This window comes from Streptomyces caniscabiei, assembly GCF_014930365.1.
GTDB lineage: Bacteria > Actinomycetota > Actinomycetes > Streptomycetales > Streptomycetaceae > Streptomyces > Streptomyces caniscabiei.
Genome location: NZ_JABXWI010000009.1, coordinates 198,836 through 215,269 on the forward strand (window position 1 = coordinate 198,836; position 16,434 = coordinate 215,269).

The window sequence follows — 16,434 nt, forward strand, 5'->3', positions numbered from 1 at the left end:
GAGGAACTCGGTATGAGCCAACCGACAGCAGCCGGCGACGCCGCACCGGCGACGATGCGGGCCGTCGTCGTCACCCGGCCCGGCGGCCTGGACGCACTTCAGATCCAGGATGTGCCGGTGCCGGTACGCAAGCCCGGCTGGGTGCGGATCAGGGTGAAGGCGTTCGGCGTCAACGAGTCCGAGGTCACCACCCGCAAGGGCGAGTCCGACGCGGAGGTCACCTACCCGCGGATCCCCGGCATCGAAGGCGTCGGCGTGGTCGATGCGGCCGACGAGGACAGCGTCCTCGGCCCGGGTCGGCAGGTGGCCACGATGATGGGCAACATGGGCCGCTCGTACGACGGCGCGTACGCCCAGTACGTGACCGTCCCCGCGGCACAGGTCATCCCGTTCGAGACCACCCTGCCGTGGGACGTCGTCGGCGCCCTGCCCGAGATGTTCCAGACCGCCTACGGATCCCTGACCCGTGGCCTGGACCTCAAGGCCGGACAGACGCTGCTGATCCGCGGCGGCACCTCCACGGTCGGGCTGAGCGCGGCGGCGATGGCCAAGGACATCGGCGCCACCGTCATCTCCACCACGCGTCACGCCGGGCGTGCCGACGAACTGCGGGCCATGGGTGTCGACCATCCGATCGTGGACGACGGACACATCGCCGAGAAGGTCCGGGACCTCGCACCGCAGGGCGTGGACGCCGCGCTGGAACTGGTGGGCTGCACAGCCCTGCCGGACTCCTTCGGATGCGTGCGCGTGCACGGCACCGTCTGCTTCACCGGCGCCCTGGGCGGCGCGTGGACGATCCCCGACTTCACCCCGTTCATGATCCCCAGCGGGGTGCGGCTGACCAGTTACGCGGGCGAGGCCGCCGACCTCCCGGCCGACGTCCTCGCCCATCAACTCCAGGCCATTGCGGAGGGACGGCTCAAGGTCCCGGTCGCGAAGGTCTACCAGGGCCTGGAACAGGTCCGTGACGCCCAGGCCGACGTCGAGTCCGGCACCACGCCGGGCAAGCACGTCGTCGTCCTGGACGACTGAGAACTGATCACGGGACGCGACGAGGTCATCGCACACCTCGACTCGATCTGCTCGCACCCGCACGTCGTTCGCAGTGAGTCCTTCAGCCCGGCGGAGAGCGCCTCCGCTCCCCGTCGTTGTTTCCGAAGGAGAGAACAGATGACGGACCGGACAGCAGCAGACTCTTTCGGTGCCACGACCATCCGGCCCCGTTGGACCCGGAACTCGCGCCCGTCGAGGAGGCGCGGGGAGCCGTCTTTCCGGCCCTGTCGGACGAGGCCCTGCCAGAGATCCGACGGCAGATCGCGGAGGGTTCTCCCGGGTTGGATTCGGAGGCTCTGACGGCGGGCGGCAGAGTGCGGGTGGAGGAGCGCCAGGTACCGGGGCCGGAAGGCGAGCCGGACATCACGGTGCTGATCCTCAGCCCCGCCGAGGACCGAGGCCCCAAGGGAGGCATCCTCAGCCTCCACGGGGGCGGGATGATCATGGGGGACGCCGGGACCACGTGAGTCATCTCCTTCCCCATGTGATCGAGGGGAGTGCGGTCGTCGTGTCGGTCGAATACCGGCTGGCGCCGGATCACCCCGATCCCACGCCTTTCCCCCGCTCAGCCACCAAATTCTGAGCAACCTGTATGCGTGGACCTCCGTGCTGGGTGAGCGGTGGGGCGGTCCGGAGGTGTCGCAGTACGCCGCGTCGGCCCGCGCCGATGATCTCAGCCGGCTGCCGCGCACCTACATCGACACCGGCTCGGCCGAGGGGTTCCGCGACGAGATCCTGAGCTACGCCGGCCGCCTGGCCGAGGCGGGAGTGAGCGTCGACCTGCACATGTGGGGCGGGAGCTTCCACGGGTTCGACATGACGGTGGATCATGCGGCTGTGTCGCGCGCTTCCAGCGCGACCCGTGAGGAGTTCATCCGGCCCTTGACAGGTGAGTGGTGCGACAACGCGCAGACTGCGAAGACAGCCATTGCCTCCTGACGGGCAAGCCCGGCGGTCACCGCGTTTCCGTCAAGCGTCGGTCCTCGTTTCGCGGGCCGCGTAGGCGGCCGGGGTGAGGCCGGTGCGGTCGCGGAAGAAGCGGCCGAAGTTCGCGGCGTCGGTGAAGCCGAGGTGGACGGCCACGGCCCGGGCGTCCCACCGGGCAGCTTCCAGCAGGCGCCGGGCTTCCAGGAGGCGCCGGTCGTCGATCAGTTCGCGTACTCCCTTGCCGGTGGCGTCCCGGGCGGTGCGGCTGAGGGTGCGGACCGAGCAGCCGAGCAACTCGGCGTAGTCCGCGGCGTGGTGCAGTTCGCGGAAGTGCAGCTCCAGGGCGTCCAGGAAGCGTCCGTACCGGTCGGCACGGCCGGCGCCGGCCGTGGCCGTTCCGATGGTGGCGATGCCAGGGGAGTTGGCCAGGCGCAGCAGCAGCGATTCGAGCAGGCTGCGGCGCAGGGCGTGGTGGATGTCGAGGGGGCGGCGCCCCAGTATGCGGTGTTCGTCCAGGAGTTGGAGTGCCGTCTGCTGGAGCCATGCGGTGTCGTCGGGGTGCGGGCTGAGCACGGCGGAGGCCTCGTGCGCGGTGAGCGGGGCCAGGAGGCGGGCGATATCGGGCCTCAGCACGTCCGGTTCGAACAGGATGAGCGGGCCGCGGGCCGCGCCGGGCGGATGCCAGCACTGTGCGTGCCCGGGACGCACCCACAGCCACTGGCCGGGGGCGACGGTCCGCGTGACGTGGTCGACGTCGTGCCGCAGCTCACCCTCGGTGACCGCGATGAGGTAGTGGAAGGTGGCACGGCCCGGACGGGGCGGGTTCCACGGCCAGTCGTCGTGGTGGGTGAAGAAGTCCTCGACGGTGCTCACTTCAAGGCCGTAGGGAGTACCGACCGGGGGCTGGAAACCGTACAGCGGTACCACAGCCGGACCGGCCGCGCTTCCGCTCGGGTCAGGGTGTCGCCTGTCGACCATCACGTGTCCGCAGCCTACTGCCTTTCTGGTTGGCTGCGGCGGAAGGATGGGACGTGCCGCCGCGCCCGCGCGGCGTGCCCTCCACGTCTTTCGATGCCACAGTCCGTCACCACTTGAGGAAGCGCACGCCCATGAACGGACCGGCCCTGCACAAGACCGCCGCCGACTGCGCGGAGGAGCTCCCCGGAGCTCAGCTGGAACACCCTTTCGGTCCTGATTGGGAGGTCTTCAAGGTGCGCGGCAAGGTGTTCATGCTGATGACCGAAGTCCCGGGGCGGCCCGTGGTGATCCTCAAGGCGGATCCCGGTGAGGCTCAGGCCCTGCGGGAGCAGTACCGCCACATCACCCCCGGCTATCACATGAACAAGAAGCACTGGATCACCCTGGAGAGCGGAGACGGCATCGACCAAGAGCTCGTCAGGGAGCTCGTCACCGACTCCTACCGGCTCGTCGTCGCCCACCTGCCCAAGGCCGAGCAGCCCGTCGACCCGCACACCTACGGCACCGGCACGCGGGCGCCCCGGTGAGCGCGGCCGGTGACCGGCTCCAGGACACCGCCCGCCGGGCGGCCCTGGCCCTCCCCGACGTCAGCCACGGCTACCCCTTCACCCCCGGACTCGACGTATACAAGGTCGCGGGCAAGGTGTTCCTGATCGTCACCGACGACCCGGACGAACAGATCATCACGGTCAAGTGCGAACCCGAGCACGCGCGGGCACTGGAGCGCGGCCACGCATCGATCACACCGGGCCGCTATCTCGACAAACGGCACTGGATCTCACTGGGGCCGGGACCCCGCATCACCGAGCGGCTGGTCACCGACGTGGTCGAGGACTCCTACCACCTGGCCGTCGAGCGGCTGCCGCGACGCGACCGCCCGGTGCCCGATGAACTCCGCGACCTTCCCCCTAGCGGCTGAGCCGACGCCTGTCAGTGCCCCGTGCAAGGCTCGTCATGTCCGCACACGTACGCACACGTCCGCCTGCGACCCGAGAGACGGATGGAACCGACCGAAGTGACCCTCCCGCTCTTCCGCGAGGAGCCCTCCCGGCCCCTCGCCGACCGCCTGCGCCCCACCCAGCTGGAAGATGTCGTCGGGCAGGACCACCTCCTTGCCCCGGACGCCCCGCTCGGCCGCATGGTCGCCCAGCAGCGCCTCGGCTCCGCCATCCTGTGGGGCCCTCCCGGCGTCGGGAAGACCACCATCGCCCGGCTCCTCGCGGACGCCGGCAACCTGGCCTTCGAGCCAGTGTCGGCCACCTTCTCCGGCGTCGCCGATCTGCGCAAGGTCTTCGCCGCCGCACGAAGCCGACGTGGCATCGGCCAGGGCACCCTGCTGTTCGTCGACGAGATCCACCGCTTCAACCGCGCCCAGCAGGACAGCTTCCTGCCCTACGTCGAGGACGGCACCGTCACCCTGATCGGCGCCACCACGGAGAACCCGAGCTTCGAACTCAACGGCGCCCTCCTCTCCCGCACCCAGGTCCTCGTCCTCAAACGCCTCGACGAAGCCGCACTGTCCACGCTCCTCGACCGCGCCGAGCAGCTCACCGGCCACCATCTGCCCCTGGACGACGACGCCCGCCGCGCACTGATCGCCATGGCCGACGGCGACGGCCGCTACCTCCTCAACATGGCCGAACAGCTCCAAGCCCTCCCGGACACCGAAACCACCCTGGACACCGCCGGGCTCGCCCATCACATCCAGCAGCGCGCCCCGCTGTACGACAAGGCGCAGGAGGGCCACTACAACCTGATCTCCGCGCTGCACAAGTCGATGCGCGGCTCCGACCCGGACGCGGCCCTGTACTGGCTCGCCCGCATGCTCGACGGCGGCGAGGACCCGCTGTTCGTCGCCCGCCGCCTGGTCCGCTTCGCGAACGAGGACATCGGCATGGCCGACCCGCACGCCGTCCAGCAGGCCCTCGCCGCCTGGGACGTGTACGAGCGACTCGGCTCCCCCGAGGGTGAGTTGGCGATCGCCCAGGCCGTCGTCCACCTCGCCACCGCCCCCAAGTCCATCGCCGTCTACCGCGGCTTCAACGCCGCACACCGATCAGCCCGGCACACCGGTTCACTCATGCCACCCGCCCACATCCTCAACGCCCCGACCCGGCTGATGAAAGACCTTGGCTACGGCAGGGACTACCAGTACGACCCGGACACAGCCGACGGCTTCTCCGGTGACGACTACTTCCCTGACGACATGAATCGCCAGACGTACTACCAGCCCACCCGCAACGGCTACGAAGCCCAGATCACCGAGCGCCTGCGCCACTGGGCCGCGCTGCGCGCCCGCCGGCAACGCGGCTGAACGGCCGCGCCCGCGACGTCTCCGCGAGGGCCCTCCCAGGCGGAGCAGGCGTACGCGGAGCATCTGAAGCGAATCGATGGAGAGGACGGGGCACTATGACTGACGTCTCGCGCATCGAGAAGGGCCAACTGGAGCGCAGTGAGGGCGACACCCTCGCTGCCTACGTCAAGGCGCTCGGCGGCAAGCTGAAGATCGTCGCTGACTTCGGCGATGAGAGCTACGTCCTCGGCTGACGCGATCGACGCGCCGCTACCCAGCTCGATGCGCAGTCCGGTGGACGGGATCGCATCCGACGTCAGGGATGATGCCCCACCCGGGTCTGGGATGGAGCATCATCGCGTCGGTAAGAGACTCCGCTGCGCGAAGGTTCCAGCCCCTCGGCCTTGCTGGGCGGACGCGGCTGATGTTGTGGAAGGCGCCCAACTCATCGACCCCCAGGGGCCATTGAGGGGCCACAAGGACAGGAACAGGCCGACAAGCACTGCACAGGGCTGAAGCAGATCAGCACGTCTGACCTGCAAGAACGGCGTGAATCGGCACGGATCGGCAAGGACCGCCAAGATCCTCAATGGACTCATAATCCGTCGGCCGTGGGTTCGAGTCCCACCCGCCCCACCTATGCAGGTCTCTGACCTGCGGAAACGTTCATTCTTGGCTGTCGGAGTATCAACTTCGCCTGAATGGAGTGAATCCGCTGGTCGTGGGATTGGAGTCCGGCGGCGGTCGGGGGAGCTCCAACCCATCTGACCTGCGGCTGAGTAGATGACCGAGGGTGTCGCTCGCGGCCCGGGCGACTGCCTTGGGGCCGACGAAGAGACCCAGGGGCCGCACAGGAGCCGGGGCGGCGGGGGTGTCGGCCCCGGAGGGCCGTCGGCGGGCCAATTACCGAAGTGTTCGCCCGGTGAGCCGGCCGCGTGCGGCCGTGAGGAGCTCGTGCGCGGCGCGTCCCTGAGCAGTTGATCCGCGTCCGCCTCGATGCTCGGCAGGGTGTCGGAGTCGGCGTAGAAGCCGACAACGACGGGAACGACGTGGGACCGTTCCTTGCGGCGTGACGTTTCTGGCCTCGGGAGGCACGCTCTCGTTCTCGCTGAACGCGGAGGCCGTCACGATACTGCCGCGAGGCTCCCTGCAGGACGCGCTTGACCGGGACCTGGAGCTTCGTGCCGGTGATGGTGTGGGGAACCCCCGGCGAAGGGTCTAGGGGGCGATCGACTTCGACTCTTCGCCGGGGGTTCTCGTCTGGTCAGCTCACGCCGCGATGATGCGCCTTTGCTGCTGCCTCAGTCGGTGAGCTGCATCTGCATCTGCAGTTGCAGCAGCTCCTCGACGTGCCGGACCTCGACGATCCGGCCGTCGACCACGCGCGCGAGATCGATGCCGGAGCAGGTCACGTCACGGCCTGTCGCGGGCAGTCCGAACCAAGGGCCGGTGTGGGTCGCCGTGACCACCCACTGGGAGACGACCCAGCCGTCGTCGGTCTCGGCCTGGTAGACGATCTCGTGGTGAGGGTTGGTGAACCCGTCGCGCATGGCAGCGACCATCCCCTTCATCCCCTCGATCGCCGAGGGAGCCCCTGCGGGCAGGTTGTGGTCGATGAGGTCGGGGGAGACGAGGGTGTCCAGTGCGTCGGTGTCGCCCGCGTCGAAGGCGGCGAACAGGCGGGTGGGGACCTCGCGGGCGGACGTGGGTTGGCTGTTCATCAGGGGTTTTCCTCTCACCTCGGTGTGACGGCTCTCGAAGCCGGTCAGGCTGTGGGGTTGGTGGGGTAGAAGGCGTTGATCTCGGTCAGGACGCGGTCGGGTGCCTCGTGGAGGAGGAAGTGTCCGGCGCCGGGGACGTCGGCGGAGGTGGCGTGGGGGGCGGCGTCCTGGAGGGGCGGCAGGACCATGTCGGCGAGGCCGGCCTGGGTGATCATGCGGACCGGGATGGTCAGCGGGGTCTCCTGGAGTCTGGTGTTGTCGGCCTCGTCCTGGATCTCGGTCCGGTAGAGCTCGAAGCCGGCGTGCAGGACCTGGGGGCGGGAGTACAGCCGGACGAACTCGGCCAGTTCGTCGGCGGAGATGTTCTCGCCGGCGGTCTTCATCCCCTGGAAGAAGTGGGTGAGGAAGGTCTCGACCCGGCCGGTGACCAGTTCCTCCGCGAGGGGACGCTGCTTGTTGAAGGAGAAGTGCCAGAACATCGACTCGATGGCGGCGAACTTCAGGTTCTTGCCGGTCAGGCCGTAGTCCATGAGGAACAGGCCCGACACCTGCTCGCGGTACTGGGCGGCCAGTGGATAGGCGACGCTGACGCCGAAGTCGTGGGCGACGACCTGCACGTTCTCGCGGTGGCCGAGGTGGTCGAGCAGCTTGTGGACGTAGGTCGCCAGGACCGTCTTGGCCCTGGAGGGCGGGTTCCCGGTCGAGTCGCCCAGGCCCGGCAGGTCGATGGCGATGACGGTGCGGCCGGGCAGCAGCGAGGGCATGATCTGGCGGTACTCGTACCAGCTCTGCGGCCAGCCGTGCAGCAGCACCATGACCTGCGGGCCGTCGCCGCCGATGACGTAGTGCATCTGTACGTCGTCGATGGTGGTGAAGCCGTGCCGGAAGAGCTCGTTGAACTCGGCGTCGTCCTTGGTCGCCGCGTCGTAGCCGGGGCTGAGCGGCTCCTCCGACCCGACGGCCAAGGCGGTCCTGGAAGCTGTGGTGGAAGCGTTCATGGCGGTGGTACGTCCTTTTCGTGACAGGGGGTGTTGTCGTGCACGGCGGTGCGGCTGGAGGCCGGTGGACCGCGCCTGCGTGCGGCCGCCCGGGGTGGGCGGTCAGACGGCGATGCCGCCGTCGACGTTCCAGCTGGTGCCGGTGATGAAGTGGGCTTCGGGGCCGGCGAGATAGGCGACGGCGCCGGCGATGTCGGCGGGCTGGGCGAAGTGGTCGAGTGGCATGAGCTGCTTCAGGGATTCCGCGTACGGGCCGGAGTCGGGGGTCATGTCCGTAGCTGTGGGGCCGGGTTGCACGTTGTTGACGGTGATGCCGCGCGGACCGAGTTCGCGGGCCAGGCCGCGGGTGAGGCCCGCGACGGCGGCCTTGGTCAGGGCGTAGACGGTTGCGCCGGGGAAGGGGACGCGGTCGACGATGACGCTGCCGATCGTGATGATGCGACCACCCGGGCCGAGGTGGGGAGTGGCGGCCTGCACCGCGCTGAACACGCCCCGGACGTTGACCGCGATCATCCGGTCGAACTCCTCCAGCGGGAAGTCCTCGATCGGCGCCATGTGGGCGACGCCGGCGTTGTTGACGAGGATGTCCAGTCCGCCGAAACGCTCCGTGGTGCGGCTGACCGCGGCCCGGACGGCTTCGTGGTCCGCGTTGTCCGCCTGTACGGCAAGGGCGCCCGTCGCCTCGGCCACGGCGTCGGCCTGGTCCTTGGCGTTGGCGTAGGTGAAGGCGACCTGGGCGCCGTCGGCGGTCAGACGGCGCACGATCGCGGCACCGATGCCCCGGGAGCCGCCCGTGACCAGGGCGGTCTTGCCGTCGAGGGGCCGCATGCCGGACTGGGTGGTGCCAGGGTCGGGCTGGGTGCTCATAAGAGGGGTCTCCGATGTCTGCGTCACTTCATTTACGAACCGAACCGCTCGGTTACTATATGCACGGTGACATTAACCTGAGCAACCACGGGAGTCATTCCGTAGCGGCGAACTTTTCTCAAGGAGGCTTCGATGCCCAGCACGGGACGGCCCCGGTCCTTCGACACCGACGAGGCGCTGGAGGTGGCGATGCGGGTGTTCTGGGCCGAGGGTTACGAGGGTGCCTCGCTTGCCGCGCTGACCGAGGCCATGGGGATCAACCGGCGCAGCATCTACGCCGCCTTCGGTAACAAGGAGGAGCTGTTCCGCAAGGCCGTCGACCGCTATGTGCAGGGCCCGGGAGCCTTTGTGGGCCCGGCACTTGAGCTGCCCACCGCGCGGCAGGTGGCCGAGGCGATGCTGCACGGAGGCGTGGAGGCCCACACCGCGCCCGGCTGCCCGCGCGGCTGCCTGCTGGTGCAGTCCGCGCTGGCCGCCGGCCCGGAAAGCGAATCGGTCCGCCGCGACCTGGCCGAACGCCGCGAGGCCGGAGTGGCCGCCCTGCGGAAACGGTTCGAACAAGCCCAGGCGGAGGGCGACCTGCCACTCACCGCCGACCCGGAAACCCTCGCCCGCTATGTGCACACCGTGGGGCAGGGCCTCGCCGTGCAGGCCGCCGGCGGCGCCGGCCGAGAAGACATGCACCGCGTCGTCGACCAGGCACTCAGTACATGGCCGAGTTCGTGAAATCGGCAAGTTGAAGTTTCGTTGCCGAGTCAGGCGATGAGACCTACGTCCTCGGCTGATCCGATGCGCGTGATTCCATCCTCTCGGCTGACCGGGCCGGACCGGTCCCACGCCTGCCGTTATGATGCCAGCGGTGTATGCTGCCAGTGTAATAAATTGCAGATGGGGGCGCATGCGTGGCTTGGGAGATCGTCGTGGTCGAGCCGGCTCTTTCGTGGCTGCACGGCCTGCGGCGTACTGACCGCGACACGCTGATTCAGGTCAGCCATGCTGTCGCTGCCCTTCAGGAGGAAGGTCCCGCGCTGGGCCGGGCCTCTGGTGGACACGATCAAGGGCTCGGTGCTGTCGAACCTCAAGGAGCTCCGCCCCGGCTAGGCAGGGGCCACGGAAGTGCGGTTGCTGTTCGTGTTCGACCCGGACCGCCAGGCTGTGATCCTGGTCGGCGGTGACAAGGCAGGCAACTGGTCCGGCTGGTACCGCGCCGCGGTGCCCCAGGCGGAGCAGGCGTACGCGGAGCATCTGAAGCGAATCGATGGAGAGGACGGGGCACGATGACTGATCACCTCAAGGACCCGCAGGCCGTCTCCTGGGGAGACCTGGCCGAGGATTTCGCGTTCACCGATGCCGAAAGGGACCAGATCCAGAAGGGGGCGCAGGCGATGGTCCTGGCCTCTCGTGTGCACCGACTCGCCGAGTTGCGGAAGCGGCAGCACACCACGCAGGTCCAGGTTGCCGAAGCCATGGGTGTCACCCAGGCCCGCGTCTCACGCATCGAGAAGGGTCGGCTGGAGCGCAGCGAGGTCGACACCCTCGCTGCCTACGTCAGGGCACTCGGTGGCGAGCTGAAGATCGTCGCTGATTTCGGCGATGAGAGCTACGTACTCGGCTGACCCGATCGGCACGCCGCTACTGAGGTTTTCGGTTCGGGGTGACGTTATGGCGGCGTCGTGATCAGTCCGGTCTCGGCGACGAACCCGTCGAGCAGGCCGGGCCGGTACTGCATCCGTTTGAGGCGGGTCCGGACCAGCCCGGCGAGGTCATCGATGCTGCATGGGGCCAGATTGCCCAGGCTCTTCTTCAGATGCGCCCACACCCCCTCGGCCGGGTTGAGGTCGGGGCTGTAGGTCGGGAAGCGGAAGACTGTCAGCCACGGCCGTTTCCCGATCAGCTCGCGCATGGCGGCGTCGACGTGGTGGCTGTAGTTGTCCCAGACCAGCACGATGTTGCCGCCGAGCTGCTGGTGAGCGGCATCCAGGAGCGAGGCGAAGTCCCTCTCCCGAAAGCCCTTCTTCTCGCCTTTGCGGCCGTGGTGCACCAGCATCCGGAAGATCAGCCGGGTGCGCCGGCCGGCCTTGCGGCAGACCAGACCCGCCAGGGAGATGCGTCCCGAACCCGCAGCCCTGACCCTGACACAGGGCGTGTGACCGCGCCGGGACCAGGTCCGTGCCCTCGGCGGCCGGAGCATCTGGCCCGACTCATCCGCGAAGCACAGCCACGCGTCCTGGTCCCTCACCGTCTTTCCACCCGCGGCCACGTCTCCTTGATCCACGTGGCCACGGCGTCCTCGTCGCGTTCGGCGGCCCGGCGTGCCGGGGCCTGCACCGTGAAGCCCATCTGGTGCAGGATGCGCCAGGTCTGCGCCGCACTGAAGCGGACATGGAAGCGCCTCGCGATCACCACAGCGATGCGGTCCAGCGTCCACCGCTGGTCCTCCACCCAGCCGTGCGCGGCCGGCCCCTTCTCCAACTCCGCGGCCAGCCACTTGCGCCAGCTGGGCTTCATTCGGGAGGGCCGCCCTGAGGGGCCCTTGGATCGCAGCGCCTCCATACCGCCCTCCCGCCAGCGGGAATGCCAGGCGTAAGCGGACTTACGAGAGACCCGTAACCGCCGTGCGACCTGCGGCGGCGCCACCCCTTGCGCGAATAACTCGGCGGCCTCGCACCGCACTTGCTCCCGCTGAGCCCGCTGCTTCGCGGTCAGGCCACCCCCATCGGGATACCGCATGACACCGGGATACACCCACCAGCGAGATCACCGTCACCCTATGCCGAAAACCTCAGTAGCCAGGTCGATGCGCAGTCCGGTGGACGGGATCGCATCCGACGTCAGGGATGATGCCCCACCCGGGTCTGGGATGGAGCATCATCGCGTCGGTAAGAGACTCCGCTGCGCGAAGGTTCCAGCCCCTCGGCCTTGCTGGGCGGACGCGGCTGATGTTGTGGAAGGCGCCCAACTCATCGACCCCCAGGGGCCATTGAGGGGCCACAAGGACAGAAACAGGCCGACAAGCACTGCACAGGGCTGAAGCAGATCAGCACGTCTGACCTGCAAGAACGGCGTGAATCGGCACGGATCGGCAAGGACCGCCAAGATCCTCAATGGACTCATAATCCGTCGGCCGTGGGTTCGAGTCCCACCCGCCCCACCACTCGCTACGCGAGGAGAAACCGTCTGGCCAGGCGTTTTCCTGGTCAGGGCGAGAGTCTGAGGGTCCTGGCGGCCCCGTTGTGATCACGACTTCTCGACCGTCTGGACAAAGTCTGGACGCCGATTCCGGTCAAGTCGGATGTGGTGCTTATGGGGTGTTTCGTGGCGGCGTCGGACGAGTCTCCGCTGGCTCGTCCCGCAGTGAGAAGTGGGTCCATGTGAACGCCCTGACGCCGGCGTGCCGCCCCTGCGTGGTCTGTTTGTGATTGATGGTTGGTCGCGCTCGATGTTGGTGACGTATCCTGAGCGCATACATCGTGGACATGGGAGGTGTGCGATGTCCGTCACGCAGATTGATCTCGACGACGAGGCACTGGCCGAGGCCATGCGGCTCATGGGTGCCACGACGAAGAAGGAGACCGTCAACGCGGCCCTTCGGGACTACGTAGCGCGGATCAGGAGGCTTGAGGCCGCGGAGAAGCTGTCCGCGCGAGGTGAGCGCGGCGAGTTTGAGCAGGCCGCAGCGGCGCATGAAGCCGAGAAGCGCGCGCGGCGCAAGGCCTTCGAGTGATCACGTATCTGGTCGACACCTCGGCTCTGTGGCATCTGTTCCGTACCCCAGGTGCGCTGCGCCCCTGGGAGGGACACATCGCCGCCGGGGTGTTCCACCTCTGTGAGCCGACACGTGCCGAATTCCTTTACTCGGCGACCAGCCCGTCTCACCGAGATGAGCTGGCCGAGGAACTGGACGCGCTCTGTCTGCTCTCCCCGGTTCCGAAGAACGCTTGGCGGTGGGTCGACACCGCCCAGTACAAACTGACCCAGAAGGGCCAGCATCGGACGGCGGGAGCGATCGACCTGTTGGTGTGTGCGACAGCTGTACACCATGGGCACACCGTCCTCCACGTGGACAATGACTTCGCGACGGTGGCCGGAGTCCTCAAGGAAGTTCAGCAGCGAGACGCACGAGCCTGATCTCCGGAGGCGGGAACGCGTCTGTCGGCTTATGGCCTCGGTGATCGATGTCTCCGGGGTGCATCACTACGACCTATCCCCGTATACGCGGAGACGGCTCCGTCATCAAGATGTACTCGCGGATGCTCCCGTCGTCGGCCTCGTGCACGCGGGGACGGCTCGTGCGCTGATCGTTGAGGCTCCCGGAGGGGCTCGCTCTCCCATGCCTTTGAGTCGCTGTAGGAGAATCCGCTGCGTGCCAGTGCAGGAGACGCTGGCTGGGCGCGGGGAAAGGCCCGTACTGAAACGGCCGTAGATCGCACCACGGAGTCGCCCCGCAGTGCCTCACGGTTTCGGAAGGCTTCCTCGCTGATGCGCACCGTGAGGGTCGGGCTGCCCGGTGTCGGTAAGGCGCGCAGGCCGTCGCGTACCCCGCGCCAGGATGGCCGCCCTCCGCCGTGTCGGGTGTGTAAGTCACGTGAGGGCGGATACTTGCACAGGCATGAGCAGCTATCCGGACGACAACGTGGGCAACCGGGCCGCCTTACCGCCCGCAAGCACACGCCGCGATGGGGCGATGGCCGGAACGCGAGGCGCGGGAGCCGTTCCGCTGCAGCCCAGACGGGACGGCGACGGGGGTCTGGCCCATGTCGTGGAGACCCTGCTGGACAAAGGACTGGTCCTCAACGCCGACATCATGGTGTCGGTGGCGGGGGTGGAACTGCTCGGCATCCGTCTGCGCGCCGCCTTGGCCTCGTTCGAGACGGCCGCTCACTACGGGCTGGAGTTCCCCTCCGGTACGGACACGGAGACGGCCGCCTGGCGGCAGGCGCGGGTGGCGAAGGAGACATGCCCCCAGTGCGGCAAACGTGCTCCCGTCGAGCAACTGCTGCAGGAGTACTGTCCTTGGTGCGGTTGGCGCAGTGCCCAGGCCCGCCTGACGGAGCAAGCTCTTGCGGGTCCCGTCCCTCTCGACGGCTCTGCCGCCGGCGGCGACCGCGCGAGCGTGGAGGCTGGGAACGAGGCGGCCCGGCGTGACCGCTGAGCCATCGCCCCTGCGTCCGACGCGTGACCCCCGGGTGACACTGGACGACCTGGTCGAGGTCCTGCTGAACAAGGGCGCGGTCCTGCACCTGGACCTCATTGTCGCCGTGTCGGACGTCCCGTTGATCGGGGTCAGCCTTCGGGCGGCCGTCGCAGGTATGGAGACGATGCTCGAGTACGGCATGATGCGGAACTGGGACGAGGCGACCCGGGCCTGGGCCGAACGGTCCGCCGCACGCCGCACGATCGACCTGCGGGACGGCGAAAGAGTCGTCAGCCGCATGAGCGGTGGGCACCTGCTGACAGAGGGGCCGAACCACACGTGGCGGCCCGGCATCGTCTGGTTGACCGACCAGCGGCTGGCCGTGGTGCGGGACCAGCCTCGGGAAGTCCTGTGGGAGAGCGATCTCGGCGTCGTCCGGGGTGTCCGACTCGCCCCGGAGCCCACGGTGGGCGGCGAGGAACGCCTGCGGGTGCGGGTGGCGCTGGCCGACGGTACGGAGGAACTGCTTTCGGCCCAGGACCCCGAGCGGCTGCACGACCATCTCACCGACGCGTGCGCGGGCCGTCTGGACAACGCGTTCTGGCACACGTCGCCGGCCGTCGAGGAGCGGCCGCTGGCGGAGGGGCGGCTGTGGTTCCACGAGCCGCGCCGCAGCGGCCCGTTGTGGCGCTGTGGGCAGGGACGGCTCACCGGTGAGGCCCTGACCTGGAAGTCGCCCATGGATTCCCGGCCCGCCCTGGTCGTACCCACCGCGGAGATCACCGGTGTGCGTCGTACGGCGCACGGGACCAGCCCCGCCGGGGACGGCGAAGTGCTCGTCCTACGTGCCAGGGGGTGGGGCGAAGTGCTGCTGGCCGCAGACGACTCGGCGCCTTGGACGCAGGCGCTGAACACGGCGGGGTCCATACCGCCGGCCGCATGACCGTCGTACGACCATGCGGCGAACCGCGACACAGAAAGGTGGCAGTCATGCCCCTGACCGTCGACGAGAAAAGCCTCAAACACGGCGTGTTGTCTCTGGTGGTCACGCTGGTGGAGGTCATCCAGGAGGCGTTGGAACGCCAGGCTCTGCGCCGTATCAACGGAGGCGACCTGACGTTGGAGGAGAGCGAGCGCCTGGCCGACGCCCTGCTGGAACTGGATGAGGCGATGGACCAGATCAAGGACGACCACGGCATCACTTCCTCCGTCGCGGACCTGCACCGGGGACTGGACGAGGTGGTCGACGACGTGGTCGACAAACTCGTCAACCCCCGGCGCTGGGCCGAGGAGGCCGACGCATGACCGGGCACCACGCCCTGTACGTGTACGCCCTACTCCGTTCGGAGACAGCGGCCACCTGTGAGGTCACCGGTCTCGACGGGTGTCCCACACGGCTCGTACACGCCCCGGGCACAGGCATCGCGGCCCTGGTGCACGATGCCCCCGCCACCCCGTACCAGGGCAGTGACGACCAGGTCCGCCGCTGGGTGAGGCAGCAGAACGAGGTCGTCACCACCGTGTGGGAACGAACCGGCAGTGTCCTGCCCATGACCTTCAATGTCCTGGTCGCCGATGAGTCGTCCGATGAGCCGGCCCCGGCGGGCGGGTCCGCAGGCGGGCGGAAGGCGGCCGAGCGACTGACGGAATGGATCGCCGAACGGGCGGCCGACATCGACGAACAGCTACGCACCCTGGCTGACCGGTGCGAACTGCGCGTGGAGATAGCCCTGGACCGCAGAGCCCTCGGCGCCACACCGGCCCCGCACGCAGACGCAGCCTCGACGCACCGCTCGGCGGGCATGCGCCGGCTCCTCGCCAAACAGGAGGAACAGACCGCCAGGCAGACGGCCGAGCGGCTGGCCGACGAGGTGCACGCGGAGGTCCGCGGCAGGCTGCTCGCCCTCGCGGAAGACCTGCGTGACCGCGGCCGCACCCAGCAATCCCCGGACGAGACACACGTGCTGTCAGTGGCCCTCCTCACCCGGCAGGAGGACATCGACACCGTGGGTGGAGTCCTGAGCGAACTCCAGGCACGCCAACCCGCCGTGCGTATCCGCTTTTTGGGCCCCTGGCCTCCGTATTCCTTCACTGAACTGCCGGATCCCCCGCCAACCGCAGCCCCGCTCGCGGGGCAGCGGTTGGCCGGCGCACGCTCTGATCCGCCGTGATCAACGCATCCCGACCGGATCGACGCCACGCCGGAGGTGCATGCCGCCGGCATCGGATGCCGACGGCGGCCGGGGCGTCGCTCATGCACCGGGCTCCGCGTCGCTCATGCACCGCGGGCACCTCAGCCGGCGGGTCCATCGCGACACCACGCCGTCAGGGCGGCAGTCGTTGCCGCAAGGTTTCCCTGCCGACAACGCATCGTGCAGTCGGCCTCGACCCGCCTCCTCACTGTGCGGCGACCGCTCTGGCCACCGGGCCGCGCCGAGTGCTGCGGGCAAAGTCAGGCCG

General features: G+C 68.7%; 21 protein-coding genes. 16 read left to right on the forward strand and 5 right to left on the reverse strand.

The window, feature by feature from the left end:
- The first annotated feature begins 12 nt into the window (after positions 1-12).
- The 3 genes from HW837_RS25140 to HW837_RS48850 all read left to right on the forward strand — a co-directional run bounded on the left by HW837_RS25140 (position 13) and on the right by HW837_RS48850 (position 1,995).
- Positions 13-1,035 carry a zinc-binding dehydrogenase gene (locus HW837_RS25140; protein ID WP_193380058.1) on the forward strand — a complete coding sequence of 341 codons (1,023 nt, stop codon included), beginning with the start codon at positions 13-15 and terminating at the stop codon, positions 1,033-1,035.
- 191 nt (positions 1,036-1,226) lie between these two features.
- Positions 1,227-1,523, forward strand: a complete 297-nt coding sequence (locus tag HW837_RS48845; RefSeq protein ID WP_234442501.1) for a hypothetical protein — start codon at positions 1,227-1,229, stop codon at positions 1,521-1,523.
- Positions 1,524-1,692: 169 nt separating this feature from the next.
- Entirely contained in the window at positions 1,693-1,995 is a 303-nt protein-coding gene (locus HW837_RS48850) for an alpha/beta hydrolase (RefSeq protein ID WP_234442500.1), read from the forward strand.
- Positions 1,996-2,025: 30 nt separating this feature from the next.
- Here HW837_RS48850 and HW837_RS25150 read toward each other — a convergent pair whose 3' ends face one another.
- Positions 2,026-2,856 (reverse strand): helix-turn-helix domain-containing protein, encoded by an 831-nt coding sequence (locus HW837_RS25150; protein ID WP_313895576.1) that lies wholly within the window; start codon positions 2,854-2,856, stop codon positions 2,026-2,028.
- Between the two features lie 236 nt (positions 2,857-3,092).
- On the opposite strand from HW837_RS25150, the gene HW837_RS25155 reads away from it, so the two are divergent.
- The 4 genes from HW837_RS25155 to HW837_RS25170 all read left to right on the forward strand — a co-directional run bounded on the left by HW837_RS25155 (position 3,093) and on the right by HW837_RS25170 (position 5,508).
- Entirely contained in the window at positions 3,093-3,488 is a 396-nt protein-coding gene (locus tag HW837_RS25155; RefSeq protein WP_045557395.1) for an MmcQ/YjbR family DNA-binding protein, read from the forward strand.
- Positions 3,485-3,880 carry an MmcQ/YjbR family DNA-binding protein gene (locus HW837_RS25160; RefSeq protein WP_045557394.1) on the forward strand — a complete coding sequence of 132 codons (396 nt, stop codon included), beginning with the start codon at positions 3,485-3,487 and terminating at the stop codon, positions 3,878-3,880. The genes HW837_RS25155 and HW837_RS25160 overlap by 4 nt, the downstream gene beginning before the upstream one ends.
- A gap of 81 nt (positions 3,881-3,961) precedes the next feature.
- Positions 3,962-5,275: a replication-associated recombination protein A gene (locus HW837_RS25165; protein ID WP_093789200.1), complete on the forward strand. Its 1,314-nt coding sequence runs from the start codon at positions 3,962-3,964 to the stop codon at positions 5,273-5,275.
- Between the two features lie 95 nt (positions 5,276-5,370).
- Positions 5,371-5,508 carry a hypothetical protein gene (locus HW837_RS25170; RefSeq protein WP_371271404.1) on the forward strand — a complete coding sequence of 46 codons (138 nt, stop codon included), beginning with the start codon at positions 5,371-5,373 and terminating at the stop codon, positions 5,506-5,508.
- Positions 5,509-6,555: 1,047 nt separating this feature from the next.
- On the opposite strand, the gene HW837_RS25175 is transcribed toward HW837_RS25170, so the two are convergent.
- From HW837_RS25175 to HW837_RS25185, 3 genes are all read right to left on the reverse strand, one after another.
- Positions 6,556-6,975, reverse strand: coding sequence for an ester cyclase (locus HW837_RS25175; protein WP_045557388.1), 420 nt, complete (start codon positions 6,973-6,975; stop codon positions 6,556-6,558).
- 44 nt (positions 6,976-7,019) lie between these two features.
- The gene (locus HW837_RS25180; RefSeq protein ID WP_193380056.1) at positions 7,020-7,973 is read right to left on the reverse strand and encodes an alpha/beta fold hydrolase; all 954 of its coding nucleotides are present in this window, start codon (positions 7,971-7,973) and stop codon (positions 7,020-7,022) included.
- A gap of 102 nt (positions 7,974-8,075) precedes the next feature.
- Positions 8,076-8,840, reverse strand: coding sequence for a 3-oxoacyl-ACP reductase family protein (locus HW837_RS25185; RefSeq protein WP_234442496.1), 765 nt, complete (start codon positions 8,838-8,840; stop codon positions 8,076-8,078).
- A gap of 132 nt (positions 8,841-8,972) precedes the next feature.
- Here HW837_RS25185 and HW837_RS25190 point away from each other — a divergent pair, with 132 nt between their 5' ends.
- The 3 genes from HW837_RS25190 to HW837_RS25200 all read left to right on the forward strand — a co-directional run bounded on the left by HW837_RS25190 (position 8,973) and on the right by HW837_RS25200 (position 10,456).
- Positions 8,973-9,566: a TetR/AcrR family transcriptional regulator gene (locus tag HW837_RS25190; RefSeq protein WP_045557386.1), complete on the forward strand. Its 594-nt coding sequence runs from the start codon at positions 8,973-8,975 to the stop codon at positions 9,564-9,566.
- A gap of 390 nt (positions 9,567-9,956) precedes the next feature.
- Positions 9,957-10,121 carry a type II toxin-antitoxin system RelE/ParE family toxin gene (locus HW837_RS50085; protein ID WP_313895577.1) on the forward strand — a complete coding sequence of 55 codons (165 nt, stop codon included), beginning with the start codon at positions 9,957-9,959 and terminating at the stop codon, positions 10,119-10,121.
- The gene (locus tag HW837_RS25200) at positions 10,118-10,456 is read left to right on the forward strand and encodes a helix-turn-helix domain-containing protein (RefSeq protein ID WP_045557385.1); all 339 of its coding nucleotides are present in this window, start codon (positions 10,118-10,120) and stop codon (positions 10,454-10,456) included. The genes HW837_RS50085 and HW837_RS25200 overlap by 4 nt, the downstream gene beginning before the upstream one ends.
- A gap of 44 nt (positions 10,457-10,500) precedes the next feature.
- On the opposite strand, the gene HW837_RS50400 is transcribed toward HW837_RS25200, so the two are convergent.
- Positions 10,501-11,570, reverse strand: a protein-coding gene (locus tag HW837_RS50400) for an IS630 family transposase (RefSeq protein ID WP_419583497.1) whose coding sequence is annotated in 2 segments (ribosomal slippage) — positions 10,501-11,099 and positions 11,099-11,570 — 1,071 coding nt in all. Because the reading frame shifts where the segments join, the coding sequence is not laid out codon by codon here.
- 760 nt (positions 11,571-12,330) lie between these two features.
- Here HW837_RS50400 and HW837_RS25215 point away from each other — a divergent pair.
- From HW837_RS25215 to HW837_RS25240, 6 genes are all read left to right on the forward strand, one after another.
- The gene (locus HW837_RS25215) at positions 12,331-12,564 is read left to right on the forward strand and encodes a type II toxin-antitoxin system VapB family antitoxin (RefSeq protein WP_045557384.1); all 234 of its coding nucleotides are present in this window, start codon (positions 12,331-12,333) and stop codon (positions 12,562-12,564) included.
- The gene (locus tag HW837_RS25220; RefSeq protein WP_045557383.1) at positions 12,561-12,968 is read left to right on the forward strand and encodes a PIN domain nuclease; all 408 of its coding nucleotides are present in this window, start codon (positions 12,561-12,563) and stop codon (positions 12,966-12,968) included. Before HW837_RS25215 ends, HW837_RS25220 begins: the two co-directional genes overlap by 4 nt.
- Before the next feature lie 556 nt (positions 12,969-13,524).
- Entirely contained in the window at positions 13,525-13,992 is a 468-nt protein-coding gene (locus HW837_RS49660; RefSeq protein WP_159040878.1) for a gas vesicle protein, read from the forward strand.
- A complete protein-coding gene (locus HW837_RS25230; protein ID WP_234442495.1) occupies positions 13,982-14,917 on the forward strand; it encodes a gas vesicle protein in 936 nt (311 codons plus the stop codon). Before HW837_RS49660 ends, HW837_RS25230 begins: the two co-directional genes overlap by 11 nt.
- A 47-nt stretch (positions 14,918-14,964) precedes the next feature.
- Positions 14,965-15,279, forward strand: coding sequence for a gas vesicle protein K (locus tag HW837_RS25235; RefSeq protein WP_045557382.1), 315 nt, complete (start codon positions 14,965-14,967; stop codon positions 15,277-15,279).
- Positions 15,276-16,145 carry a GvpL/GvpF family gas vesicle protein gene (locus HW837_RS25240; protein WP_093789202.1) on the forward strand — a complete coding sequence of 290 codons (870 nt, stop codon included), beginning with the start codon at positions 15,276-15,278 and terminating at the stop codon, positions 16,143-16,145. Before HW837_RS25235 ends, HW837_RS25240 begins: the two co-directional genes overlap by 4 nt.
- Positions 16,146-16,434 lie beyond the last annotated feature (289 nt).

Bases quoted from the DNA above. Each gene is read 5' to 3' on its own strand.
- HW837_RS25215 (WP_045557384.1), top strand. From the start codon at position 12,331: ATGTCCGTCACGCAGATTGATCTCGACGACGAGGCACTGGCCGAGGCC.
- HW837_RS25240 (WP_093789202.1), top strand. From the start codon at position 15,276: ATGACCGGGCACCACGCCCTGTACGTGTACGCCCTACTCCGTTCGGAG.
- HW837_RS25175 (WP_045557388.1), bottom strand. From the start codon at position 6,975: ATGAACAGCCAACCCACGTCCGCCCGCGAGGTCCCCACCCGCCTGTTC.
- HW837_RS25190 (WP_045557386.1), top strand. From the start codon at position 8,973: ATGCCCAGCACGGGACGGCCCCGGTCCTTCGACACCGACGAGGCGCTG.
- HW837_RS25170 (WP_371271404.1), top strand. From the start codon at position 5,371: ATGACTGACGTCTCGCGCATCGAGAAGGGCCAACTGGAGCGCAGTGAG.
- HW837_RS25140 (WP_193380058.1), top strand. From the start codon at position 13: ATGAGCCAACCGACAGCAGCCGGCGACGCCGCACCGGCGACGATGCGG.
- HW837_RS25185 (WP_234442496.1), bottom strand. From the start codon at position 8,840: ATGAGCACCCAGCCCGACCCTGGCACCACCCAGTCCGGCATGCGGCCC.
- HW837_RS25155 (WP_045557395.1), top strand. From the start codon at position 3,093: ATGAACGGACCGGCCCTGCACAAGACCGCCGCCGACTGCGCGGAGGAG.
- HW837_RS25180 (WP_193380056.1), bottom strand. From the start codon at position 7,973: ATGAACGCTTCCACCACAGCTTCCAGGACCGCCTTGGCCGTCGGGTCG.
- HW837_RS25165 (WP_093789200.1), top strand. From the start codon at position 3,962: ATGGAACCGACCGAAGTGACCCTCCCGCTCTTCCGCGAGGAGCCCTCC.
- HW837_RS49660 (WP_159040878.1), top strand. From the start codon at position 13,525: ATGGCCGGAACGCGAGGCGCGGGAGCCGTTCCGCTGCAGCCCAGACGG.
- HW837_RS25235 (WP_045557382.1), top strand. From the start codon at position 14,965: ATGCCCCTGACCGTCGACGAGAAAAGCCTCAAACACGGCGTGTTGTCT.
- HW837_RS25200 (WP_045557385.1), top strand. From the start codon at position 10,118: ATGACTGATCACCTCAAGGACCCGCAGGCCGTCTCCTGGGGAGACCTG.